Source organism: Trichocoleus desertorum AS-A10 (genome assembly GCF_039962155.1).
Taxonomy (GTDB): domain Bacteria; phylum Cyanobacteriota; class Cyanobacteriia; order FACHB-46; family FACHB-46; genus Trichocoleus.
Genome location: NZ_JAMPKN010000022.1, coordinates 26,101 through 51,851, shown reverse-complemented (window position 1 = coordinate 51,851; position 25,751 = coordinate 26,101). Strand labels below are relative to the sequence as shown.

Here is a 25,751-nt window from a genome sequence, read left to right as displayed (position 1 = left end):
GATCGTGGCTTCGTAATTAATGTGCAGCTTCTTGCTGTAGCGACGACTGCGCCCAATCAAACTAATTTTTAACTCCAGAGGACTTTACCCAGCCTTAGCCAATGAACGAAGCGAGCCATCCCATGGATAACGTGAGTGTGAATTTGAACCAGCAATTAAATCAGGGATTAGAAGCAGGCTACTCCGGCCAACGTTGGTTGGTTGAGGAGCGAGATGCTTGTGGCGTTGGTTTCATTGCGGATCTCCAAGGTCGAGCTACCCACTCTTTAGTGGCTAAGGCGTTGTCAGCTCTAGAATGTTTAGAACATCGTGGTGGCTGTAGTGCCGACCAAGATTCTGGAGATGGCGCAGGGTTGATGACTGCTATCCCTTGGGAATTGTTGCAGCAGTCTCTTGCTGAGATGGGAGTGCCAGCCGCTGCACCTGAGCGCACAGGGGTAGGCATGCTCTTTTTGCCTCAAGATTCCTCTGCTGCGGCCAAAGCTCGTCAGATTGTAGAAAAAGTTGTTCAGGAAGAATCTCTAACGTTGTTAGGGTGGCGTTTGGTTCCGGTTCAGCCTGAAGTGTTGGGCGTTCAAGCGAAGGAAAACCAACCTCAAATTGAGCAAGTATTGATACAGGCTGAGAGCCTAACTGGGGATGAGTTAGAGCGCAAACTGTACTTAGTTCGTAAGCGGATTGAGCAGGCAGTTGCGATCGCCCTTCAAGAATCTTCCGGGCCTAGCGAGTATGACTCGTTGAGAGATTTTTATGTCTGCTCCTTCTCTAGCCGCACCCTTATCTATAAAGGAATGGTGCGATCGGCGGTGTTGGGAGATTTCTACACCGACCTGAAGCAGCCTGCTTACCAAAGCGTATTTGCGGTGTACCACCGTCGCTTTAGCACCAACACCTTACCTAAGTGGCCCCTGGCACAACCGATGCGGCTTTTGGGCCACAACGGTGAAATCAATACTCTGCTCGGCAACATCAACTGGATGATGGCGCGGGAGGCCGATTTAGCTCACACGACTTGGGGCGATCGCCTGCAAGACCTCAAGCCTGTGGTCAACCCAGACAACAGTGACTCCGCGACTCTAGACAACGTCATGGAACTGCTGGTGCAGTCAGGGCGTAGCCCAGTGGAAGCTTTGATGATCATGGTGCCAGAGGCTTACAAGAATCAGCCAGACTTGGCTAACTATCCAGAGATTGTTGACTTCTACGAGTACTACAGCGGCATCCAAGAGCCTTGGGATGGCCCCGCGCTGTTGGTGTTTAGTGATGGCAAAAAAGTGGGCGCGACTCTAGACCGCAATGGTTTGCGTCCCGCTCGCTATAGCATCACCAAAGATGGCTTTGTAGTAGTTGCTTCGGAAGCGGGTGTGGTTGACCTGCCGGAAGCAGAGATTGTAGAAAAAGGACGCCTTGGCCCTGGACAAATGATCTCGGTGGATTTGGGCACCCATGAAGTCCTGAAGAACTGGGAGATCAAGCAACGGGTGGCTCAGGCTCATCCTTATAGCGAGTGGCTCGAGCAAAATCGTCAAAATTTGCAGGCTCAACCCTTTGCCGATACCGCCCAAATGGACGGTCAGATGCTGCTGCGTCACCAAGTGGCCTTCGGCTACAGCTCTGAAGATGTGGAAATGATCATCGAATCGATGGCAGCCCAAGGAAAAGAACCCACCTTCTCGATGGGTGATGACATTCCGTTGGCTGTTTTATCTGAGAAGCCCCGTCTGCTCTACGACTACTTCAAGCAGCGCTTTGCCCAAGTCACTAACCCACCCATTGATCCCCTGCGGGAAAGTTTGGTCATGTCTTTGACCATGCAGTTGGGTGAGCGCGGTAACTTGCTAGAAGCCAAGCCAGAGTCGGCTCGTCAGCTAAAGCTAGAATCTCCAGTGCTGAATGAGGTGGAGTTAGAGCAAATCAAGCAGTCTGGGTTTGAAACAGCATCACTGTCTACTTTATTTGCCATTTCCGCAGGGCCAGAAGGGTTACAACGTGCGGTAAATGCTCTCTGCCAGCAAGCAGTGGAAGCGGTTCGCGCAGGTAAAAAAGTTCTGGTTTTGAGCGATCGCAACCAGGAAAATGGTCTTCAATTAACTGAAGATCACAGCTACATTCCACCTTTACTAGCAGTGGGTGCAGTTCACCACCACCTAATTCGTCAAGGTTTGCGGATGAAAGCTTCCTTGGTTGTGGATACAGCCCAGTGCTGGAGCACGCATCACTTCGCTTGCTTAATTGGCTATGGGGCCAGCGCAATTTGCCCTTATCTAGCTCTGGAAACCGTACGGCATTGGTGGGCTGACTCCAAGACTCAAGCCATGATGCAGCGTGGCAAGATCGAGGTTTCGACCCTAAATGGTGCTCAAGACAACTTCCGTAAAGCCGTAGAAGCGGGCTTGCTGAAGATTCTTTCCAAGATGGGAATCTCACTGTTGGCCAGCTACCACGGTGCCCAAATTTTTGAAGCGATTGGGATCGGCTCCGATCTGTTGCATCTAGGTTTCTCTGGTACAACTTCTCGGTTGGGTGGCCTCAGTGTTGCGGAGCTAGCCAATGAAGTAATTTCCTTCCATTGCCGCGCCTTCCCTGAACTGACCGCCAAGAAACCAGAAAACTACGGCTTTGTACAATACCGTCCGGGTGGTGAGTACCACATGAACAACCCGGAAATGGTCAAAACTTTGCATAAAGCGGTGGCTGACAAGAGCCACGACCATTACGACTTGTACCAGCAACACCTCAGCAACCGTCCGATTACGGCCCTGCGGGATCTGCTCGACTTCCAGAGCGATCGCCCCTCAATTCCTTTGGAGGAAGTGGAGTCGGTCGCTGACATTATGCAACGCTTTTGCACCGGGGGCATGTCCTTGGGCGCACTTTCGCGGGAAGCTCATGAAACATTGGCGATCGCGATGAACCGAATTGGCGGCAAATCCAACTCTGGTGAAGGCGGCGAAGATCCGGTACGTTACCACACCCTCAACGATGTGGATGAAAACGGCAACTCTCCCACTTTGCCCCACCTGAAAGGGCTGAGAAATGGAGACACCGCTAGCTCCTCGATTAAACAGGTGGCTTCTGGTCGCTTTGGCGTCACCCCAGAGTACCTTGCTAGCGCCAAGCAAATTGAGATCAAGATGGCCCAAGGTGCCAAGCCTGGGGAAGGTGGTCAACTACCTGGGAAAAAAGTCAGCCCTTACATCGCGATGTTGCGGCGCTCCAAGCCTGGAGTGACCCTGATTTCTCCCCCACCTCACCATGACATTTACTCCATCGAAGACTTGGCTCAGCTAATCTTTGATCTGCACCAGATCAGCCCCACGGCTCAGGTTTCGGTGAAGCTGGTAGCTGAAATTGGCATCGGGACAGTTGCGGCGGGTGTGGCTAAGGCCAACGCTGACATCATCCAAATTTCCGGTCATGACGGCGGTACAGGCGCTTCTCCGCTCAGCTCGATTAAGCATGCGGGCGGTCCTTGGGAACTGGGTCTGACTGAAGTGCATCGTGTACTGATGGAAAATCAACTGCGCGATCGCGTGATTTTGCGCGTGGATGGTGGCCTCAAGGCGGGTTGGGATGTCCTAATCGCAGCGCTGATGGGTGCAGAAGAGTTTGGCTTTGGCTCGATCGCGATGATTGCTGAAGGGTGCATCATGGCGCGGATCTGCCACACTAACAACTGCCCCGTGGGTGTTGCGACGCAGCGGGAAGAACTGCGGAAGCGTTTTACGGGCACGCCTGAGCATGTGGTCAATTTCTTCTGCTTCATCGCGGAAGAAGTGCGATCGCTACTGGCGAGACTCGGCTACCGCTCCTTGGATGAGGTGATTGGTCGGGCAGATCTGCTTGCCGTACGTGAAGGGGCGAACCTTGCCAAGACCCAATCGCTGAACTTGAATTGCTTGACTCAACTGCCTGATACTCGCGAAAACCGAGCTTGGTTACAACACGAGGCAGTACATAGCAACGGTCCTGTGCTTGATGATCAGTTATTAGCTGATACTGAGATTCAAGCAGCGATCGCGAATCAGGGTAGCGTGACGAAAGAGGTCATGGTTATCAACACTGACCGGACTGTCGGCACTCGCTTGTCTGGGGCGATCGCGAAGAAGTATGGCGACTCTGGGTTTGAAGGTCAAATTACTCTGAACTTCAAAGGCAGTGCAGGCCAAAGCTTTGGTGCCTTTAACCTACCGGGCATGACGCTAAATCTAGAAGGCGAGGCGAATGACTACGTAGGTAAGGGCATGCATGGCGGCGAAATTGTGATCAAGCCACCCGCCGCTGCAACCTACGATCCTTCTCAGAATGTGATTGTAGGCAATACTTGCCTCTATGGAGCGACGGGCGGCACTCTGTTTGCCAACGGTCAAGCAGGTGAACGTTTTGCAGTCCGCAACTCCAAAGGTCAAGCGGTGATCGAAGGGGCGGGTGACCACTGCTGCGAATACATGACGGGTGGCACTATTGTTGTTCTTGGCCGTGTGGGCCGCAACGTGGGTGCTGGCATGACGGGTGGCCTCGCTTACTTCTTGGATGAAGATGGCAGCTTCCCTACCAAGGTCAACCCCGAAATCGTGAAAGTGCAACGGGTGATTGCTCCTGTTGGCGAACAACAACTACGTGACCTGATTGAGGCTCATGCAGAACGGACAGGTAGCCAAAAAGCGAAAGCGATTTTGGCGAACTGGTCAGAGTCTTTGGCTAAGTTCTGGCAAGTGGTTCCACCTTCTGAAGCAGATAGCCCAGAAGCAAACCCTGATGCTGCGACTGAAAAAGTATTGAGTTCAGTGCAGTAAAAAGTAGAACAATCTGGTTGGCGATCGCTCAGTAGATTGCTTTGTAACATATAGATAGGGGTTAGCTCTCAAGCTAGCTCCTATTTTTTATTACCTTTTACTATAGTTATGGAACAGAAAATTCAAAAGTGGAATAGGTGGGTACAAATTCTTCGAGAGCAGATAACCAGACTTGTGCAGTCAAACTATATCTATGCAGAAACACGAAAAATTGTTGTTGAAAATTCAGCCATCAACAACTCTAATCTCTTTTATGATTGGCTCACAAGGAATTATGTAGACGCAACATTTATGGGAATTAGAAGGCAATTAGACGACCACTCAGATTGTATTTCTCTTATTAAGCTTTTGCGTGATTTGCAAATCAATAGTACATTATTGACTAGAGAAAAACATCTTGCTCTCTATTCGAAGGATATGCACACTCTGGGGCATAACGCGTTCGACATTCTTGCGGGTAAAGATCTAAATGTATTTCCTGAAAAGACTTTAGAGATTGACTTGCGACAACTGGAAAAAATTAAAGCTCTCCATAAAGAGTTTATTGATCGAAGGATTGCACATTACGAAAAAGTATCTGAAGTTCAATCACTCAGTACTTTTCAGGATTTAGATGACGCTATTTCGATTCTTGAAAATATATTTCAAAAGTACTTTTTATTACTTACTGCTAGCAGCACTAAACTTTTGCCGATTCCTCAGTATGACTGGACCTCGATCTTTAAACAGTCTTGGCTCCCTAATATTACTAAGGAAATGGAGCAAGATGAATAATCCTGCATTGGCGGCCTATCCAAGTATGCAAAACTCATCCTACTCCCTTGTGTAAGGAGATATCGTGGCCCAGACCCTATCTAAATCCATAAACTTAGAGGAGTTTCTGAAGCTGCCAGAAACAAAACCTGCTAGTGAATATATTGATGGGAAAATCATTCAAAAACCAATGCCGCAGGGTAAGCACAGCACGATTCAAACCGAGTTTTCTACTACTGTTAATGCTGTTTTGAAATCTCGACGAATTGCACGGGCATTCTCAGAGCTACGCCTCACTTTTGGCGATCGCTCAACTGTTCCAGATGTGTCTGTCTTTACTTGGGCGAGAATTCCGCGCGCTGAAAATGGCGAGATTGCCAATACATTTGCGATCGCGCCTGACTGGACAATTGAAATCCTTTCACCTGATCAAAGCCAAACCAAAGTCACTAAAAATATTCTGCATTGCCTCAATCATGGAACTCAAATGGGTTGGCTGATTGATCCAGATGAGCAAACCGTGTTTGTTTATCTTCCAAAACAGCAACCAGAAGTCTTTGATGCATCAGAGCAAAAACTCCCAGTTCCATCCTTTGCAAGTGAGTTGAATTTAAACGTGGGAGCTGTGTTTGGTTGGCTATTGGAATAGAGGCAATAAACACAACGCTGTAAGAAACAAAAAAAGAGGAGTGGCAGACATAAATGCCCCTCCTGATTAATGTTGAATTGCTTGCTTTGCCAAGCTAAATCAGAGGCCAATTCTAAGCATTGGTGGTGGAAACACGCTCGTGATATAGCGCTACAATTCGATCGCGCACTTCAGCAATCGTGAGACCATCGGTATTAATTTCGATCGCGTCTACGGCTTTTTGGAGGGGGGCCAAAGTGCGAGTACTGTCCTTGCGATCGCGCTCGTAAATCATCCGCTCTAGTTCATCTAAGCTGATGTCGCCCTTGCCCTGATTTTTTAGATCTTGCTGGCGACGACGGGCGCGTTCCTGAACTGAAGCAGTCAAAAAGATTTTTAGTTCTGCATCTGGGAAAACGTGGGTGCCAATATCACGACCTTCGATCGCGATCCCACCTTTACGGCCATAGCGCTGCTGTTGCTTCACCAGTTCTTCTCGGACGGCAGGTTGAGCGGCGATCGCTGAGACATTAGAGGTGACTTCTAGATCACGAATGGCCTCTGTTGCTTCCTGCTGATCAATCCAAACTCTAACTGGCTCTTGCGGAGTTTCTCCCGGCACGAGTTGAATCTCGCACTTGCTCACCAGTTCTGCGATCGCGGGTTCATCTTGAATGTCAATCCCCGATTGCAGCACCCGCCAAGTCAAAGCGCGGTACATGGCTCCCGTATCTAAATAAAGCAGCCCTAAAGCCTGAGCTATCTGACGAGTCACCGTCGATTTCCCTGCTCCAGCGGGACCATCGATCGCCACAATCGGCTGACGGTCTTGCAAAACCACATTGTCAATCAAGCGAGTTGAGCCTAAGCGGGCTGCGATCGCCAGCAATCCTGCTTCGTCAACTTTATCTAAGGGAGCCATCGTCATGGGATGCACTAATTCAATGTATTCAGGTTTGATCGGCACAGTTGCCAATTCTACCTTGACCGCATCAATTAGTGCATTCGTGTCTTTCTCACCCGTTTGAAATTGCTGTTTTGCTCGCTGCAAACCTCGATATATTGCCGCCGCTTGCTCACGTTCCTGCTCGGAGAGGTACTGGTTGCGAGAGCTGAGAGCCAATCCACTTGCCTCCCGCACCGTCTCACAACCCACAACTTCAACGGGAATATTTAAGTCGCGCACGAGTCGCTGAATGATTGCCAGTTGCTGAGCATCTTTACGGCCAAAATAGGCGCGATCGGGCTGGACGAGTTGTAGTAGCTTTGTGACTACCGTGGCCACTCCTTGAAAGTGTCCCAAGCGGAAGCGACCACATAAAGTAGCCGTCATAAACTGTGGGGGTAGGACTTGAGTCACTTGTTCTTGCTGACGGCAATAGGCTGAACCGTACAGCTCTTCAGCAGTAGGGGCAAAGATGGCATCGACTCCAGCTTGCTCACATAAACGCCGATCCGTTTCTAGGGTGCGAGGATACTGCTGAAAATCTTCCGTAGGCCCAAACTGCAACGGGTTGACGAAGATGCTCACAATGACGAGAGCATTTTCCTGGCGCGCCCGTTGAATTAGGCTCAAGTGGCCTTGGTGCAAAGCTCCCATTGTCGGCACTAGACCCACGGTTGCCGCAGGTGCCAAAGACGATGCATCGCTAATTGGCTGATCTAGCTTCAACCCGTCTTGTTGAGATCGATGTAGCTCCAGATAGCACCGCAATCCCGCTACCGTCGTAAACAGGCGCACCGATCCCCCTAGGTTGATTACCAAAGCTCCGCCTACTAGTTTAGGGATTCATCTCCAGTCTGTGTCGGTTTAATTGCTAGCTGTGACAGTTTTTTGCTGATCTAAAACATCAACACGCACCGGAGCCACACCGCTATGAATTAGACCTAACACCTGAGCCGCAGCAGCAGACAGGTCAATGACGCGATCGAAGGCATAGGGACCGCGATCGTTGATACGTACGACTACTGTTCGCCCATTGTCTAGATTGGTGACTCGCACCTTAGTGCCAAAAGGTAGGTCACGATGAGCAGCTGTGAGAGCATTTTGGTTGAAAATTTCACCGCTAGCACTACGATTGCCGTCAAAACCAGGGCCATACCAGGAGGCCCAACCTTTAATTTGAAATTGGACAGAACCGAAGGCAACGGTTTGTTGACGACGTACCACGGGGCGACCTGAAACTTCCTGCAAGGGAGCTGCGTTACCGAGCAAACGTCTTAGCCGATTGGTGGCTTGAAGCGCATCTTTAGCCAAATCGCGAGTGGTGTCAGGTAGTTTAGTGATTGCGGTTGCATCTAGGGTGACTAGGACGTTGCCGTCTGCTTTGATCAAGTAGCGATCGCGGGGTTCGCCTGTCACGCTAGGTTCACCATCCCAACTGACGGTAATCTTGTCGGCATCCAAGCCATTCCAGCTCATTTGATTAATCTGGGCCGCAACCGCAGTCGCTCGCCACAGGGGGTCGTCAGCACTGGGTGAGGTAGCACTATCTAGGGGTGAGTTCGTAGCGATCGCGCCTGTCTTGGTCAATGCAACTGGCTTGGATGCTTCAGCTTCTAGGGACACAGCTTGACGGGCTGCTACTTTGACAGGTTGAGTGATGGTTAAACTTTGGCTGCCTGCAACTTCAGTTCCTGGTTCCGCTTCAGGGTCTGTAAGGAAAGTCAAAACCGGAATATCTCGGACATAAAGAGTTGCAGCTTTACGGCCTGCCACTTCATGGGCTTGGATTTTGGCAACGAGGGTGTTTTCCTCGGTGGTGGAAGACTGACGTTCTCCAACTTTGACGACCTGGGCCGTTTGAGTTGGCTGTAACTGTGCCAGCTTTACTGGAGATTGCGGCGCTACCTGAGGGGGGCCTGAAGTGGGCTTGCTATTCGCTAGGTTGGTCTCAGTGCTGGGTTCGATGGCTTCTGCTAGCTCATTAGAACCTAACAGGGGTGTAGATAAAGCAGCCAACAACAGGGCAACAGTGGCACTACTCCGAAATCGTTGATTCATAAATCCATGTAAAGGGCGCTGGAAAATCGAGATTGATAGGTTGCAAATGAGCTGTAACAACAGGGTCTAATGGGTTAGTGCAACTCGTACTCGTTCCGTATTTACTTTCTGTCATAGAACTGCAACAGAGTAACACGAAGTTTTGGCCCTGGGGATCAGGGTGCTACGGAAGCCGTTTGGATTTTTATTAAAACTTTACATCGAAAAAATTGACGAAATGCTTCTGTGAAGGGGGTTTTGAGGTTTATGCTGTTTCAGTGTGCTTCATCAAAACTTTATATAAACTTCATACTAGATATGAATCATTTTTTACCTGTTTTAGTCTCTAATTAGCGATCGCAGAACTTTAGCTTGGAGCAATTTTGAAAGACTAAATTCTCAAGACCAATGGCGAGTAGAATACATCCTGCAACTAGCACGGGAAGTACGTCGTTTCATGGATTACAGAGAAGCTGGGGTTGATGTCGAAGCAGGCCGAGCCTTTGTGCAACAAATTCGCGGCATGGTCGAGAGCACTTATCGACCGGGCGTACTGGGAAAATTTGGTGGTTTCAGCGGTTTATTTCAAATTCCGGCGGGCTATCATGAGCCGATTTTGGTATCTGGCACCGATGGCGTGGGTACTAAATTAAAGATTGCTCAGGTGGCAAATCGTCACGACACGGTCGGGATTGACTTGGTGGCGATGTGTGTCAATGATGTGCTGACTTCTGGAGCCGAACCGCTATTTTTTCTGGATTATTTAGCGACAGGGCATTTGGAGCCAGAGCAGTTAGCTCAGGTGGTATCTGGAATTAGTGAAGGTTGCCGTCAGGCGGGCTGTGCGCTGCTGGGGGGAGAAACCGCAGAAATGCCAGGTTTTTACCAGCCAGGAGAATACGATTTGGCAGGCTTTTGCGTCGGTGTGGTGGAGAAAAGCCAACTGCTAGATGGTTCTCAAGTGCAAATTGGGGATGTGGCGATCGGTTTAGCGAGTCAAGGGGTACACAGCAATGGGTTCAGCTTGGTTCGCAAAATCATCAGCGATCGCGGCTTTAGCTGGGATGACCGTCCGGAACTACTAGGGGGACAAACTTTAGCAGAGGCATTGCTCACCCCGACCCAGATCTATGTCAAACCCGTATTGGCGGCACGACAGGCTGGACTGACGATTCATGGTTTGGCTCACATTACGGGCGGTGGCTTACCAGAAAATCTCCCCCGCTGTCTCGGTGAAGGCCAAGCAGTCCGCCTCAACTCCAACTCTTGGCCTGTTTTACCTGTGTTTCAGTGGTTGGCAACGACCGGAGAAGTCAGCGAAGTTGCCATGTTTAATACGTTCAATATGGGGATTGGCTTGGTCGTAGTTGTGCCGCCTGATCAAGCCGAGCAAACGATCCAGTGGTTTACCTCGCAAAGTCTTGCGGCTTATGCGATCGGTGAAGTGGTTTCGGGTGCTGGGGAATTGATTGGGTTGCCAGAGTAACACAGCTCGTAGATTGCAGCGCAATTGCAGCATATATAAAGACAAGGCGATCGCTCTCTGGTTTAATCACAGGCGATCGCTTTCTGGTTTAATCACAGGCGATCGCATTTTTGTTGGTTTAGATATTTATGACATTTAGTGATCTTGAAGTCTTTATTCAGCAAGCTGTGATTCCTAGTAAAGCTACAGTTGAAAGCTTGGTTGACCCTCGTAGATCTGAATATTGCAAGACCAAAATCGTCTGAAGGAACCCCGCTCAGCTTGGTTGGATTAAGAGACCGTGAATCTTGCAAAAGTCTACTTGTAGAGCCAGAGGCATTTGCTTAAACTGCCTTTAACTCTGCATCTCACACTTCCATGTCTCCATTGACGATTTCTGAAACTCTGATTCATTACTTCACCTTCGTTAGCCCTGATGGTTGTCTGAGACAGGGAATGCGAAGTGGAGGCCAGTTGTATAGCTATGTCGCGTCATTTCCAGCAGCCTGCCAAAACCAAACTTATGCCTTGGCCTATGGGTTATCGGAGTACGGCCAGCAAATTGTAATCACCAATTCTGACAACGGCTACAACGTTTGGAAAGAGCTGCGATCGCTGCATCAGCCAGCTTTAAACCAACCTGAAGCGTCATCAATTTTTCCGACCGAGCACCGACGTTGCTAGAGGATGGTGGGTTGCCACCGATATTTCCGTAAATCAATCTTTTCTTCGGCATTAAATTCGATGCCTTCTGCTTCTAAGAGCGATCGCTGCACATAATCAGAACCAAGGCGCAGAGGTGATTCTGAAACTTCGCCTTTGGCATTGATCACGCGATGCCAAGGGATATCTGAATTTTTATCAACTCGGTAAAGTGCGTATCCTACCAAACGAGCTTTGCCATATAACTCCGCTAACTCTGCTACCTGGCCATAAGTAGCAACTTTTCCTATGGGGATTTGACGCACGATCGCATAAATACGGTTGTAGGTAGACACTTTTGATGATCTAGGCTGGAGAGAGAAACAGTCAGAAAGTCAGGAACCTATTACAAGACTGGCTTTTTTGTCAATACCTGAGGTCGTAGGAATAATAAGATAGACTCCAGTCTCGTTGCTACGGGAATTTAGAGACTGAGAAGCGTTATTTAGCTGCAAGTTTGACCACAGTTTTCATCTTGTAGGCTCGCTAAAGTTTTTGCATCAACTCCTCATTCGAGCTTTGGATTTATGGTTTCCTCAATTCGTTTTTTAATGTGTTCGCCGGATCACTATGAGGTGGACTATGTAATTAATCCTTGGATGGAAGGAAATGTTCACAAGTCTTCTCGCGATCGCGCTGCAGAGCAATGGGATCAGTTGTTTCATCTGATTAAAGAATACGCGATCGTTGATTTGATCCAACCTCAAGTCGGTGTCCCCGATATCGTATTTACGGCCAATGGGGGTTTGGTCTTAGGCGACACCGTAGTGTTGAGTCGATTCTTCCATAAAGAACGGCAAGGCGAAGAACCCTTCTTCAAGCAGTGGTTTGTTGAGAAGGGCTACACTGTCCATGAACTGCCGAAAGAACTGCCGTTTGAGGGGGCGGGAGATGCCCTATTCGATCGCGAGGGTCGCTGGTTGTGGGCAGGATACGGCTTCCGCTCCGAACTAGATTCGCATCCTTACTTAGCCAAGTGGTTAGACATTGAAGTGCTGTCGCTGCGACTGATGGACGAGCGCTTCTATCACCTCGATACCTGCTTCTGCCCACTTAGCCAAGGTTATCTGCTCTACTATCCTCCTGCTTTCGATGCCTACTCCAATCGCGTGATTGAAATGCGGGTGCCTGAGGAGAAGCGGATTGCGATCGCCGAAGCCGATGCCGTGAACTTCGCCTGCAACGCCGTCAATGTTGACCATCGCGTGATCTTGAACAAAGCCAGTGATGAATTGAAGCAAAGTCTGGCTGACAAAGGCTTTGAAGTGCTGGAAACACCTCTAACCGAATTTCTCAAAGCGGGGGGTGCAGCTAAATGCTTAACGCTGCGTGTCACCGAACCTGTGCGAGCTGAAGTTCATGCCAGGGCTACGGTGGAGAGCCGTGTGATTCGCCTAGATGGTCACTTACTTGACTCTGGCTTGATCAACCGCGCTTTAGATTTAGTGGTGGAAGCAGGGGGCAGCTTTCAAGTGCTCAACTTCAACTTGGGAGAACAGCGACAGAGTACTTCCTCCGCAGAAGTCAAAGTGTCGGCTCCTTCCCATGAAGTCATGGAAACGATCATGACGCAGTTAATCGATTTGGGCGCTGTGCCACCTCCACAAGAAGCTTGCGATATCAGCTATGAAGTGGTGACTCAAGCAGGAGTGGCTCCAGATGACTTCTATGTCACTACGATTTACCCCACAGAAGTGCGCGTGGAGTGCCAGTGGGTGAAGGTGCAGAAACAGCGGATGGATGCGGCACTCGTGTTGCATGCAACTCCCACAGGCCCAGTTGCGGAATGCAAACTGCTGCGAGATTTGGCCGTAGGCGATCGCGTCATTGTCGGCGTGGAAGGAATTCGCACAGTCCGGAAAACAGAATCCCGCGAGCAACGAAATGTGCAAGAGTTCAGCTTCATGGGAGCAGGGGTTTCCAGCGAACGCCGCGTCGAGCTTGTGGTAGAGCAGATTGCTTGGGAGTTACGCAAAATCCGAGACCAGGGTGGCAAAGTAGTAGTTACGGCGGGGCCAGTGGTAATTCATACAGGCGGAGGCGAGCATCTAGCCCACCTGATTCGCCAAGGCTATGTGCAAGCGCTACTGGGCGGTAATGCGATCGCCGTTCATGACATTGAGCAATCGATGATGGGCACTTCCCTCGGTGTGGATATGAAGCGAGGGGTTTCGGTGCGCGGTGGTCATCGCCATCACCTCAAGGTGATCAATGCCATCCGGCGCTGTGGCAACATTCCTCAGGCTGTAGAGCAAGGTGTAGTGACGAGTGGGGTATTGTACGAATGCGTCCGCAACGGCGTGCCTTTCTCCCTGGCTGGCTCAATTCGGGATGATGGGCCTTTACCCGACACTCAGATGGATTTGCTGCAAGCCCAGGCGGATTATGCTCGCTTGATCGAAGGAGCCGATTTAATCTTGATGCTGTCTTCCATGCTGCACTCGATTGGGGTGGGCAACATGACTCCCGCAGGCGTGAAGATGGTGTGCGTGGACATTAACCCAGCCGTGGTTACCAAACTCAGCGATCGCGGTTCTGTCGAATCCGTTGGAGTGGTCACAGATGTGGGTTTGTTCCTCAGCTTGTTGGTGCAGCAGCTCGATAAGCTCACAAGTCCCTATCATTTCGCTTCTGCTACTGCCTAGACTCTTAACGCATCGTTAATACCTTCTTTCCCTCTCGTTGAAGAAAACACTCTAAGGTAGTACCTCAGGCTGGCTTTTGTGGGGCTATCTACTTTTAGGGTCATCTCTTGGTGGGAGGGAAGGAACATGCGTCGAAGCCGTCGGTTCATTTGGGTTGCCTTGTTGTCAATGCTGCTTGTAGGACTGGTCTCTTGGTTAGAAGCCCAGCCTTTTGGCAACGAAAGTGTAGCGGCCACAAAGTTTGACTTTGGCCTGATCGGCGACTTACCCTACAACCCTGAGCAGGAAGGCAAGTTCCAAAACTTGATTCAGGACATGAACAAGACACGGCTCGCCTTCATTGTTCACGATGGTGACTTTAAGAGTGGCTCGACTCTATGCACTGATGAAACGTTCTATCAGCGCTACAACTTGTTCAATACCTTTGTGCATCCGTTCATTTTTGTGCCGGGAGACAATGAGTGGACCGATTGCCACCGCGCGAACAATGGCGGCTACGACCCCTTAGAACGGTTGGCTAAACTGCGGGAAATCTTCTTTCGAGGTGACCAGAGTCAAGGTAAACGCACGATCGCTCTGACTCGCCAAAGTAACGATCCGCAATACAGCAAATTTCGCGAAAACGTCCGCTGGATCTCCAACAACATTGTGTTTGTGGGACTGAATATTCCAGGGAGCAACAATAATTTCGGTCGCACTCCAGAAGCCGATGCTGAATACCAAGAGCGCAATGCGGCAAATTTAGCTTGGTTAAGAGAAGGATTCGCGATCGCCCAGCGCAATGGCAGCAAAGGCATCATGCTGGTTATTCAAGCCAATCCTGGGTTTGAGTTAGCTCCTACCGATCCCAACCGTACCGGGTACAACGATTTTCTCGCGACTTTAGAAGCTGAAACTGTCGCCTTCAAAAAGCCTGTGGTCTTAGTGCATGGAGATAGTCACTATTTCCGCATTGACAAGCCTTTAGTTGGTTCGCGCAGCCAAAGCCGCATTGAGAACTTTACTCGGGTTGAAACATTTGGCTCACCAGATGTCCACTGGCTGAGGGCAAGTGTTGACTTCAAAGACCCCAATCTCTTCAGCTTTCAGCAAGAAATTGTTGAGCAGAACTTAGTTGCTCACTAGTAGCTCCGTAAAGCAACTTGACAGCAGCGATCTTGCCAAAAGGTGTTAAACAATACAGCAAAAAAATTGAAATCTGCAATTGCTTAACCCAAGATTAATCTATCCTTTGCCAGTTGATGAGATTCGTTGCTTAAGCTAATGACGCATGCTGAGAACTGAGAGTAGAACATGGCTTTATCGCGACGTAAATTCTTTGCGCTGGCGGGTGCTAGTGCCGCTGGTACGGTAATGATGTCGCCTTTGCAGGCGCTCTATGCTCGCAAAGCGAATGGTCAATCTGTATTTGGCGATGGCTATGGCCCGCTGATTCCCGACCCGAATGGTTTACTAGACTTACCTCGTGGCTTCCAGTACCGAGCTTTCTCCCGAACCGGAGATGTCATGAGCAATAACTCTTTGGTGCCTGGAGGACATGATGGCATGGGTGCTTTTGCAGGCCCCAGAGGTACTACCATCTTGGTCCGGAATCATGAACTCAGCCCCACTTCTGCTACCAAAGTTTCTGACCTAAATGCACCTGTGTATGACCCCTTGTGCAAAGGTGGCACCACTACACTAGTGATTGGTAACGATCGCAAACTCATCCGTCACTATCCTTCTATTCAAGGCACATACCGCAACTGTGCAGGTGGCGTAACTCCCTGGGGTTCTTGGATCACCTCCGAAGAGAACACTTCTACCCCCGAAGAAAATCCTGGCTTAGTTTCTAAGCGTCACGGCTACAACTTCGAGGTGCCTGCTAACGCAACAGGAGCCATTACTCCAATTCCTTTAAAGGCAATGGGTCGCTTTAACCACGAAGCCGTGGCGATCGATCCTCGCACTGGAATTGTTTACGAAACCGAAGATACCGGGGATAGCCTGTTCTACCGCTTTATCCCGAATCAACCTGGCGAACTACAACAAGGTGGTGTTCTACAGGCACTTAAGCTGAAGAATTTCCCAACAGGTGTGCTCACCCGAAATCGGCCTACCAGTGTGATTCCTGTAGGCCAACCTCTTGCGGCTGAGTGGGTCACTATTGACGAACCCGATCCAGTCAGTGACGCTGCTCCTACTGGTACTCGCTTCCAGGGTCGTGCGAAGGGGGCTGCTACCTTCAGCCGTGGCGAAGGCATTTGGTTTGGCAATAACGAGCTGTACTTCACCTGTACAGATGGTGGCCCTGCTAGATTGGGTCAAGTTTGGCGGTATGTGCCTGGTGCAACCGCTGAAGACGGTGGTACTTTAACCTTGTTTGTCGAGTCTACTCAGCAAGCTGAGTTACAAGCTCCAGACAATATTGTGGTCTCTCCCTTCGGCGATTTGTTCATCTGTGAAGATGGCTCTGGTGACAACTTTGTAGTTGGAGTCAATGCCAACGGTGAACTTTATCACTTTGCTCGTAACGCTCTCAATGACTCTGAGGTAGCGGGTGCTTGCTTCTCCCCCGATGGTCAAACCATGTTCTTAAATGTTCAAACTCCTGGTATTACCTATGCTATTTGGGGACCTTGGAGCCGAGCTTAATTTAGGTTTGTTAGTTGCTCTCTCTTAATGTTTTAGAATTGGCATTTTAGAGAGCGATCGCGTTTATCCATCTCACCTGCGTTAATGTTTGGGCGAATCGTTGCCACTTGGAAACAGTAAAGATTTTCAGGTGGCAATTTTTTAGCTGATTTCTAAATAAATTGGTTGAACAAAGGAGCTTTTTAGGGCCACTAAATTACTCCTCAAGTATTGCTACTAATCGGCAAGGTCACGACAATAGTACTCAGTCGATAAATTCACTAAAATATCTCTGTCAACTGAAGTTTTATTTTTCCAGAAAGTGCTTTCGGTCCCTGTTCTTAACGCATTACACACGTCTGATGCAGCCTGAAGGATCTGGCGAGGATTGTTTTGAGCTACTTGCCTTAACTGTGGGTTAAGTGTGGGAGAACTTGCCAAAAGAGCTAAATACTCTTCAAGAAATTGCTGATCTCTAGTTTGAGTTGTTTCAACCGTTCTTTCTCCACAGAGGCGATCGAGATTGAGGGTTGAACCACTAGTCGTTCTCATATAACACACTGACGCATCAGTGCTTGGGACAGTAGAGTAGTCAAACTGCTGAGAGGCAAGAACGGAGTGATTATAGCTTCCTACTAAACTCGTTAATAGAGTATTTACTAATAGACTAGAGGTTGTCAGAAGTCTCAGGTTTTTCATTGAAATATTTCATGTTGAACCTTTATAAGTACAGCAAACATAAGCATAAACGCAAGAGACTTGTTGTAAATAAGATTCATTTTTAATCTAACCTTTGAGATTTTAACTTAATCTTTGCAATTGTTAATAATAAGTTGGTGATTAGAAATTCATATATTTTCTAACTTAGTTTTTTGCTTTTTATAAGCTTTTCTTAGCCTCTAGTTAAACTAAGAATTTCTATCTTCACTAGATAATCAAACTGCCTATTGGCAACAACCTTTTCAGAATTTCAAAGAGGCTGTAGTGAATCTATCAAGACGTAAATTTTTTGCCCTGGCAGGGACATCGGCTGCGGGTGCTGTATTGTTATCTCCTTTGGAAGCTTTTTATGCTAAGCCCTCGATCGCTGCTGGGCCTTACGGTAATTTAGTGGCTGACCCGAATGGAGTCTTAGATTTACCAGCTGGTTTTACCTATCGCAGGCTTTCTGAAACTGGACAAACCATGACCGATGGTTACAGAGTACCTGGTGGTCATGATGGGATGGGTGCCTTTACAGATGCCAACGGCAATACGGTTCTCATCCGGAACCATGAACTCGCTCCTACCTCTAGTAATGGCTTGAGCGCTCCCAACACCAGGAAGTACAACACCAATGCGAGGGGCGGCTGCACTAAGTTGGTGGTGAGTCCCACTCGGACTCTGCTATCGCATCGAGGCGTATTGGCAGGAACGATTCGTAACTGTGCGGGCGGTCCAACCCCTTCAGGATCTTGGCTAACCTGCGAGGAAACCTTCGAAACCAACAATACCAAGAGGCACGGCTACGTATTTGAAGTTCCCAGCAGCGCAACCACGTTTGTGACACCTGTGCCGCTAACCGCGATGGGACGTTTTAATCATGAGGCTGCTGCTGTAGACCCCAACACAGGGTATGTCTACATGACGGAAGACCGAGGAGATGGGCTGTTCTATCGCTTCATTCCCAACCAAAGAACCAACTTGAGTGCTGGCGGCACTTTATCTGCTTTAAGGATCACGGGTTCCTCCGGAATCAATACCGCCACGGGTTTCCCCAAAAATACTGCTAGAGCAGTGGACTGGGTGACGATCGCGAATCCCGACCCCTCAACGGATACCGTTAGAACAGAGGGATTTAACAAAGGCGCAGCGAGATTCTCTGGTGGAGAGGGGATCTTTTACGGCGGTGGTTATGTTTACTTCACCTGTAAAAGCGGTGGTAGTTCTGGAGATGGACAGATCTGGCGCTATTCACCCGCTAACAATACTGTCGAGCTTTATATTGAACCCAATAACTCTGGTGTCTTAGACAATCCTGACAATATTGTTGTTGTGCCAAACCGAGATATCTTCCTCTGCGAAGACGGCGACGGAACAGACTTTATCCTAGGTGTCACCCCCAGTGGCAGTCTTTATAAGTTTGCTCGGAATGCCCTTAATACATCAGAACTGGCTGGAGTTTGCTTCTCTCCCGATGGCCAAACGATGTTTGTAAATATGCAAACCCCAGGTATCACCTTTGCAATCTGGGGTCCATGGTAAGCAATTGATGCTGCGATGATTGAGTGACCTCGTTCAGCGATCGCTACCCTTCCTAGCCAAAGAGCGATCGCTGAATCCCAAACTATTTGCTCGACTGCACCCACTCGGTAATCCCAGTCGCAATCGCCTCAGCTAATTTCTGCTGCGCCTTGGGATCGACAATCCACTCGAATTCTTCTGGGTTAATCATGAAGCCCAATTCGAGCAAGACAGAAGGAGCGACGGTAGGACGAGTTAAAGCCAAGTTATTCCAATAGACTCCATAGGAAGGGCGATCGAGCTTTTCTACTAAATAGTCGTGCAGAAACACAGCGAGACTGTTGGCTTGAGGATTGTACCAAAATGTAGAAACACCTTTGGTTTTGATCGCGTCGCCGTTGTCTGGGAGGGCGTTGTAGTGCAGGCTGAGAGCGATCGCGGGTTCTAGTTTGTTAATTTGGTTTACCCGATCTTGGGGATATAGGTCTTCATCGCCTTCGCGGGTCATATAGACGGTGGCACCCCGCTTGAGCAATTGCTCTCGTACCAGTTTAGAAATAACCAGCGTCACATCTTTTTCGGGATATCCGGTGGGGCCCTTTGACCCCAAATCGTTGGGGCTGCCATGTCCTGGGTCGAGCAGGATGGTGATGCCCTGTAGCGATCGGTTTTTAGATTTCTGAGATGTTTGGGGAGGATGGCGCAAGGACAAGACCAAGCTGGTGCCTTCGTACCGCAGTTTATAACCCCACTGTTGATCTGACTTCAGGTGCAAGGTGTACTGTACCTGAGTTGGAGCAACTTGTTGCCAATCCAGTCGAGAAATTAGGCGATCGGGGTTGACATAGATAGTGTCCGTCTGGGCGGTGGTGTTGAAAAGATTGAGGGTAAAAGTGCGATCGCCCTGTTGCACACTCACAGGCACAGGGGTTTGCAAGGGAAACACCACCTCTGTCCAGCCTGGAACTTGACGAGAACTAATGCTGCGGATCAGCGATCGCGGTGGCACTGCGCTGGACGCCAGTCGCGTTTCCTTTTGGTTGATCCAAGCGCCATAATCTAGGCGCAACCAATCTCCTTCTCTGCCTGTCACCGCAGCTCGTGATCCTTTCGGCAAGGGAGTGAGACGAGAGTAGTCAGTGCTGGGGCCTGTGCGAGCGGTGCCTGCCTCGGCTGTCACCTCTGCCACTTCTAGCTGATTCGGGGCCAAAATAGTGACTTTGCCAGGAGCAGCTTGTATTGTGCTAGCCCCTTTGGAACTGAGTTGAAATTGCGGTTGGCCTAAATTTCCTGGTGTAGTCGCGATCGTGCAGCCTTGGTATTGCCCGATCGCGGAGCCGACAGAGGGTTGGTTTTGCTGCGTCAGCACCGCAGAGTTTTCTGGCAAATTTACTGCTTGCGTTTGAGCTTGTAAGGGAATCGTTTGGTTGCCGAGCTTGACGCTGACCTGAGCTTGCGGTGGCGCGATCGCCCCAAAACAAATCGATTCTCCAGGCAAATGTGCAATATCCGCAGCAGGAGTCAAAGAATCTTTGGCGAAATTCAATCCAGTAGGCACTTCTGACTGAGCGGCTTGACGAGTCACCTTGAGTTGGATGGTTTGGCTTTGGTAGCGCAGGGTGAATAAATTCTCACCAACTTGCAGCGGAAACGTAGGAGCGAAATGCCCTGCCGTACTGCGTTGAATTGGGCGATCATTGACCAGCACTTCTCCATCGGGGGGAGCGGTGCCAATTAAGAAAATGCGATCGCTAGTGGTCTCATGGTTATTCGGTGGGTAGGCCAGGTACAGCGGTTGTGCTGCTATTGTCACGGTTTGCCACAAGACGGCACTACAAGTTCCGACACCAACTGCTGTCCATCCCAAAATTCTGTTCATATCTTTTCTGTCCCTTGGCCTTGTTCATTGTGTCTTCCTGGGGTTTTGTGTTGCAAGTAAGAAGACTTCATCAAAAAAACAAAAAGATTGTTAAATCTAGCTGGTATGGTACTTTAACCAGCATTGATACTCTTGCAGAGTGATAAGGAATACTGTAAAGCAGTTTGCTTTGGTAATAAATTTAACTTTAATTTCCGTAGTTTGAATACCGTAGATTTCCGCCCAAAACCGTCCATGTCCTTTGAGTAGAGGAATTCTATGAGCCTAAACTTCGCTGAGCTGTTTGACGAAAGCTATTATCTGGGGACGAATCTTGATGTAGCGCAAGCCGTCGCTTCAGATGCATTCACTAGTGGTCTGGATCACTTCACTCGGTTTGGTCGTTTAGAGGGGCGGGATCCTAGTGCTTTTTTTGACACCAAGCACTACCTCAGTACTAACCCGGATGTTGGTGTAGCGATCGCTGCTGGAACTATCCCTAGTGCCATTGATCATTTCGTGCAGTTTGGGCAGACAGAGGGACGTGAGCCGATTTTTCTGTTTGATAGCAACTACTATTTGGCGAAAAATCCTGATGTGGCTCAGGCTGTGGCAGCGGGCATCTTTAGCAGCGCCTATGACCACTTTTTGGAGTTCGGGCAACGAGAAAGTCGGAGCTTCGGCCCGTTTTTCGATACCAACTATTACCTCAGCACCAATCCTGACGTAGCTCAGGCTGTGGCAGCAGGAACGATTACAAGTGCAGTGAGCCACTTTCTGCAATTTGGGCAAGTGGAGAGGCGTGACCCCATTCCCTTATTTGATAGCGACTACTATTTAGCCCAAAACCTCGATGTAGCTCAGGCAGTAGCAGCAGGTGCTTTCAACAGTGGTTATGAGCACTTTGCCTTGTTTGGACAAGGGGAAAATCGCAGTCCGAGCCCAGCTTTTGACGGGAGGGCTTACTTGGCGCGTTATGCCGATGTTGCCCAAGCGGTGGCAGCAGGAATCTTCAAAAGCGCTTTCGAGCATTTTGCCTTGTTTGGCCAAGCGGAAAACCGTCTGGGCGTGAATGCTGCTCCTGTGGTCGGCAATCAAGCAATCACGACCAACGAAGATGTGGCGATTACCGTCAATGGCTTGCTGAATATTAGTGATAGCAATGGTGATGCGATCGCGATCGCCAGTGTCGGTCCAGCCGCAAACGGCACTGTGACCATCAATCAGGACGGCACCCTCAGCTACACACCCAACCTCAACTTCAACGGTAGTGATACCTTCACTTATACAGTGGCTGATGCCTTTGGTGGTACCGCGATCGCCACGGTGAATGTCTTAGTGAATCCATTACCGGATATCCCGATCGCAACTAACGACACGATCTCCACCAGCGAAGATACCCGACTGACGATTAGCAGTAATCTTCTCTTTACTAATGACATTGAGCCTGACGGCCAAACCTTACTCATTACTGGCTTTACCCAACCTGCGAATGGCTCGGTAGTAGGGAATGGTGACGGTACTTACGTCTACACGCCCAACGCCAACTTCAATGGCACAGAGAGCTTTACCTACACTGTGACTGATGGCCTCGACGGTTCTGCTACGGCAACGGTGACGATCTCGGTTGGAGCTGTTAATGACACCCCGACCCCTGGATCTGATAGCTTCACCACAAATGAAGATGCATCCCTCAGCTTTACCCAAGCGAACTTACTCACGAACGATTCGGACGTTGAAGATGGACTGCTGACAGTTACAAGCTTTACTCAACCTACAAGTGGCAGTTTAGCCAGAGATAACAACGGCAACTACCTCTACACCCCTGCCCCCAACTTCAACGGCAGCGCCAGCTTTACTTACACCGTTACCGATAGCAATGGTAGTTCGGCGATCGCTACAGCCAACCTAGTAGTGAACTCGGTCAATGACTTGCCCATTGTCGGCAGCAATACCGCGACCACAGTTGAAGACACGGCTTTAACTTTGAACGCAACAGACTTACTCGCCAACGACTCCGATACAGAGGTTGGAGAGTTGCTCATTACTAGCTTTACCCAACCTGGGAACGGCAGTTTAGTGGGTAACAATAACGGCACTTATCTGTATACACCCAACTCCAACTTCAACGGCAGCGATAGCTTTACTTACACCGTTACCGACAGCAATGGTGGCACCGCTAGTAGTACGGTGACTCTCAGCGTGACTTCAGTTAACGATTTGCCGATCGCGACTGCAGATGGCTTTAGTTTGGATGAGGATGGCACGCTGACTATTACTGCCAACAATCTGCTGCTCAACGATCGAGATGCAGATGGCACCCCGCTGCTGATTACTAATTTCACCGCTGCTTCCAAAGGGCAATTAGTCGATCGAGGCGGCAATACCTACCTTTACACCCCAGAGCCTGGGTTTAGTGGCAGCGATAGCTTTACTTACACCATTACAGATGGCACCAGCAATAATGCAACGGCAGTAGCTGTGGTCACGCTTACCGTTAATGCGGTCAACGACATTCCCATTGTTGGCAATGATGCGTTTACCACCAATGAAGACACAGTGCTCACGCTCAATGCCACCAACTTACTGACGAACGATTCTGATGTGGAAGGAGAACCACTGGCGATCGTTAGCTTCTCGCAACCGGCAAATGGCAGTGTTATGGGTTTTGGCAATGGCACGTATCTGTACATGCCCAAGGCAGACTTTAGTGGCAGCGATAGCTTTACCTACACTGTCCGGGATGGTGTGGGTGCGACAGCAGTAGCCAATGTCAATCTCACGGTGGTTAAGGACACGAATGTTCCGCCTATCGCCCTAGATGACTTTGTGACGACTAATGAAGACACAGCGATCGCCAGCTTCAACGCCTTTGCGAACGATACTGATGTCGAAAATACTCCGCTTACCCTCGTCTCGTTTACCACGCCTGATCAAGGCACTGTCACCTTTAGCGAGGAAGGGGTCTTTACCTACCAGCCTAAACCTGGCTTCAACGGTAGTGATAGCTTCAACTACACCGTCAAAGATGGCAATAATGCTACGGCCTCTGCCACCGTTCGCATCGGGGTGAATGCAGTCAATGATGCGCCTGTGCTCAATCCTGAGGCTGCACCTCTATTAACTGCGATCGCCCCTACTGCCACCGACAGTCCCGGTAATATGGTGTTTGAGTTATTGGGTACCCAAGTCACGGACTCGGACGTAGGCGCCCTCTCAGGCATTGCCATCACAGAAGCGAATGATGCCAGCGGCACTTGGCAGTATTCCCTTGACAATGGCAGTAATTGGACGGATATCTCTGAAGTTTCAGAAAAGTCAGCTCAGTTATTAGCTGGCGAAGAACTGATTCGCTTCCAGCCAGAACCTAATTTTCTTGGCCTCGCCACCTTTACATTCCACGCTTGGGATCTCACAGATGGCCAAAATGGCGAGACCATCGACTTAACCGCGAGTGGTATAGGTGGTAGTAGTGCCTTTAGTAGTGGTACCGAAACCGCCATGCTTCCAGTTGCCATCGGCGGTATAGTTCTCGATCCGTTACCCGGAACCGGATCTGGAATTTAATTCCGACCACTTGAAGCATTGATTAATTAGCAGCGGGGGTGTGCGAAGGTATGCCCTCGCTTTCGCTTATAAACACGAATGCGATCGCGTCCCTCCTAAAATTTGGCTACTATTTTGGATACAAGTAGCCATGCCCAGAGTCTTTGAGGCTTCATACTGAACAGCATGACCAGCAATCCCAACTCATCTCAGTCTCACTCGCCTATGTCTGCGCCGGAACCCGGCTCACCTGACTCTAACTCTGGCGCTAACAGCCTTAATGGTGCGGCGAGTAATCAGCTTTACCAAGAAAACTTAGCGGCTAACCAATCATTAGGGGCACTAACGAGTAATTCGTTACAAAAGTCGCGGCAGCCTGTCGTGCGGCATACCCAGTCTCAGAAAGGGATTCCGGGTAGCTCGCCAGCGACTACTGCTGCTACTTCCGTCATGATCTTGGCCGCGATCGCCATCATGCTGATTGGGTTTGGATTGGATAATGCTTGGTTTGGTTGGGCAGGGGCTTTGGTGGCTTTGCTGCTGTCTTTGCAGGTGGTGTGGCCTGTTTGGCAACCTGCGATCGCCGAGTTATTTCCCCGACAAGAGCAATCGATTTGGATCGGCACCGTAGGACTGATCGCAGCTCTGGTGGGTCTTTATCAACTTACTGGCTTCAATCAGCGCCTGAATAATTGGATCAATCAGTTAAATTGGGATGCGGTTGGAGCGTTAGGCGAAGTTTTTGGCGCGTTAGGGCAGATTTTAATTGCGGTTTTAGCGGTTTATATTGCTTGGCGACAGTATGTGATTTCCAAAGACCTGACAATCCAGCAGAACCTTATTACTCAACAGCAAACCATTGACACCTATTTCCAAGGTATTTCAGATTTGGTGTTGGATGACCAAGGGTTGCTAGAAGATTGGCCACAGGAACGGGCGATCGCGGAGGGCCGTACGGCTGCCATCTTTAGCAGTGTGGATGCGGGTGGAAAAGCCAAAATTATTCGGTTTCTCTCGCGGGCCAAGCTACTAAGTCCCTTAAGGCGCGATCGTCGGTTGGGCCGAGCCATTTTGGATGGGGTTGGCGGCTACGAAGAAGACCGAATTCACGGGGTCCGAGTCATTGACTTAGGGGTGATGCTGGCTGGGGCAGATTTGTCTGGGACTGATCTCCGCTGGACTGACTTAAGCGAAGCCAATTTAGTCCGGGCAAATCTCAACAACTGCGACCTAGTAAAAGCCAACTTAGCCAGAGCAATTTTGTATGAAGCCAAGCTGCAAAAGGCTGATCTAGAAGGCACCCGTCTGTTCTATGGCAACCTTGATACTGCCACGCCTCGCAGCCGCACCGAGGCTCCTGACTATCGCGCTGGCCTGCATACAGGGGCAGTCGTAGAAAACGCCGATCTCACAGGAGTAAAGCTGTCAGAAGATCAACGCTGCTACTGCTGTGCTTGGGGCGGCTCCAAAACTAGAAATACGATCATGGGCGGCTGCGAAGGCATTCCCAATCTACTAGGTCGTTAACTTAGAGTAATT

The 25,751-nt window shown here is 49.6% G+C and carries 17 protein-coding genes; 12 read left to right on the top strand and 5 right to left on the bottom strand.

Going from position 1 to position 25,751, the window contains the following annotated elements; translation table 11 throughout:
• Positions 1-122 precede the first annotated feature (122 nt).
• The 3 genes from gltB (at position 123) to NDA01_RS22215 (ending at position 6,198) form a co-directional block, all read left to right on the top strand.
• On the top strand, positions 123-4,796 hold the full coding sequence (gltB, locus tag NDA01_RS22225; RefSeq protein ID WP_348229681.1) for a glutamate synthase large subunit: 4,674 nt from the start codon (positions 123-125) through the stop codon (positions 4,794-4,796).
• 108 nt (positions 4,797-4,904) lie between these two features.
• Entirely contained in the window at positions 4,905-5,570 is a 666-nt protein-coding gene (locus tag NDA01_RS22220; RefSeq protein WP_348229680.1) for an AbiU2 domain-containing protein, read from the top strand.
• 64 nt (positions 5,571-5,634) lie between these two features.
• Complete coding sequence (locus NDA01_RS22215; protein WP_348229679.1) at positions 5,635-6,198, top strand: Uma2 family endonuclease; 564 nt, start codon at positions 5,635-5,637, stop codon at positions 6,196-6,198.
• Between the two features lie 112 nt (positions 6,199-6,310).
• Here the strand turns inward: NDA01_RS22215 and NDA01_RS22210 are convergent, their stop codons facing one another.
• Together NDA01_RS22210 and NDA01_RS22205 are read right to left on the bottom strand one after the other, a co-directional pair.
• Positions 6,311-7,942, bottom strand: a complete 1,632-nt coding sequence (locus tag NDA01_RS22210; RefSeq protein WP_431193489.1) for a bifunctional pantoate--beta-alanine ligase/(d)CMP kinase — start codon at positions 7,940-7,942, stop codon at positions 6,311-6,313.
• Between the two features lie 45 nt (positions 7,943-7,987).
• Entirely contained in the window at positions 7,988-9,181 is a 1,194-nt protein-coding gene (locus tag NDA01_RS22205; protein WP_348229678.1) for a septal ring lytic transglycosylase RlpA family protein, read from the bottom strand.
• A gap of 436 nt (positions 9,182-9,617) precedes the next feature.
• On the opposite strand from NDA01_RS22205, the gene purM reads away from it, so the two are divergent.
• From purM to NDA01_RS22190, 3 genes are all read left to right on the top strand, one after another.
• Positions 9,618-10,646, top strand: coding sequence for a phosphoribosylformylglycinamidine cyclo-ligase (gene purM / locus NDA01_RS22200; protein ID WP_348229677.1), 1,029 nt, complete (start codon positions 9,618-9,620; stop codon positions 10,644-10,646).
• Positions 10,630-10,785, top strand: a complete 156-nt coding sequence (locus NDA01_RS22195) for a hypothetical protein (protein ID WP_348229676.1) — start codon at positions 10,630-10,632, stop codon at positions 10,783-10,785. Before purM ends, NDA01_RS22195 begins: the two co-directional genes overlap by 17 nt.
• Positions 10,786-11,003: 218 nt before the next feature.
• The gene (locus NDA01_RS22190; RefSeq protein ID WP_348229675.1) at positions 11,004-11,309 is read left to right on the top strand and encodes a hypothetical protein; all 306 of its coding nucleotides are present in this window, start codon (positions 11,004-11,006) and stop codon (positions 11,307-11,309) included.
• On the opposite strand, the gene NDA01_RS22185 is transcribed toward NDA01_RS22190, so the two are convergent.
• Positions 11,306-11,623 carry an MGMT family protein gene (locus tag NDA01_RS22185; RefSeq protein ID WP_348229674.1) on the bottom strand — a complete coding sequence of 106 codons (318 nt, stop codon included), beginning with the start codon at positions 11,621-11,623 and terminating at the stop codon, positions 11,306-11,308. The two genes, NDA01_RS22190 and NDA01_RS22185, sit on opposite strands and share 4 nt — an antisense overlap.
• A 231-nt stretch (positions 11,624-11,854) precedes the next feature.
• On the opposite strand from NDA01_RS22185, the gene argZ reads away from it, so the two are divergent.
• The 3 genes from argZ to NDA01_RS22170 all read left to right on the top strand — a co-directional run bounded on the left by argZ (position 11,855) and on the right by NDA01_RS22170 (position 16,606).
• Positions 11,855-13,972: a bifunctional arginine dihydrolase/ornithine cyclodeaminase gene (gene argZ, locus NDA01_RS22180; protein ID WP_348229673.1), complete on the top strand. Its 2,118-nt coding sequence runs from the start codon at positions 11,855-11,857 to the stop codon at positions 13,970-13,972.
• Positions 13,973-14,098: 126 nt separating this feature from the next.
• Entirely contained in the window at positions 14,099-15,097 is a 999-nt protein-coding gene (locus NDA01_RS22175) for a metallophosphoesterase (protein ID WP_348229672.1), read from the top strand.
• A gap of 168 nt (positions 15,098-15,265) precedes the next feature.
• The gene (locus tag NDA01_RS22170) at positions 15,266-16,606 is read left to right on the top strand and encodes an alkaline phosphatase PhoX (RefSeq protein ID WP_190556914.1); all 1,341 of its coding nucleotides are present in this window, start codon (positions 15,266-15,268) and stop codon (positions 16,604-16,606) included.
• A 216-nt stretch (positions 16,607-16,822) separates the two neighbouring features.
• On the opposite strand, the gene NDA01_RS22165 is transcribed toward NDA01_RS22170, so the two are convergent.
• A complete protein-coding gene (locus NDA01_RS22165) occupies positions 16,823-17,284 on the bottom strand; it encodes a hypothetical protein (RefSeq protein ID WP_348229671.1) in 462 nt (153 codons plus the stop codon).
• A gap of 285 nt (positions 17,285-17,569) precedes the next feature.
• Here NDA01_RS22165 and NDA01_RS22160 point away from each other — a divergent pair, with 285 nt between their 5' ends.
• Entirely contained in the window at positions 17,570-18,829 is a 1,260-nt protein-coding gene (locus NDA01_RS22160) for an alkaline phosphatase PhoX (protein WP_348229670.1), read from the top strand.
• Positions 18,830-18,911: 82 nt separating this feature from the next.
• On the opposite strand, the gene NDA01_RS22155 is transcribed toward NDA01_RS22160, so the two are convergent.
• Positions 18,912-20,687: an N-acetylmuramoyl-L-alanine amidase family protein gene (locus NDA01_RS22155; RefSeq protein WP_348229669.1), complete on the bottom strand. Its 1,776-nt coding sequence runs from the start codon at positions 20,685-20,687 to the stop codon at positions 18,912-18,914.
• A gap of 258 nt (positions 20,688-20,945) precedes the next feature.
• On the opposite strand from NDA01_RS22155, the gene NDA01_RS22150 reads away from it, so the two are divergent.
• Together NDA01_RS22150 and NDA01_RS22145 are read left to right on the top strand one after the other, a co-directional pair.
• On the top strand, positions 20,946-24,233 hold the full coding sequence (locus tag NDA01_RS22150) for a cadherin-like domain-containing protein (RefSeq protein WP_348229668.1): 3,288 nt from the start codon (positions 20,946-20,948) through the stop codon (positions 24,231-24,233).
• A gap of 165 nt (positions 24,234-24,398) precedes the next feature.
• Complete coding sequence (locus NDA01_RS22145) at positions 24,399-25,739, top strand: pentapeptide repeat-containing protein (protein WP_348229667.1); 1,341 nt, start codon at positions 24,399-24,401, stop codon at positions 25,737-25,739.
• Positions 25,740-25,751: the final 12 nt, after the last annotated feature.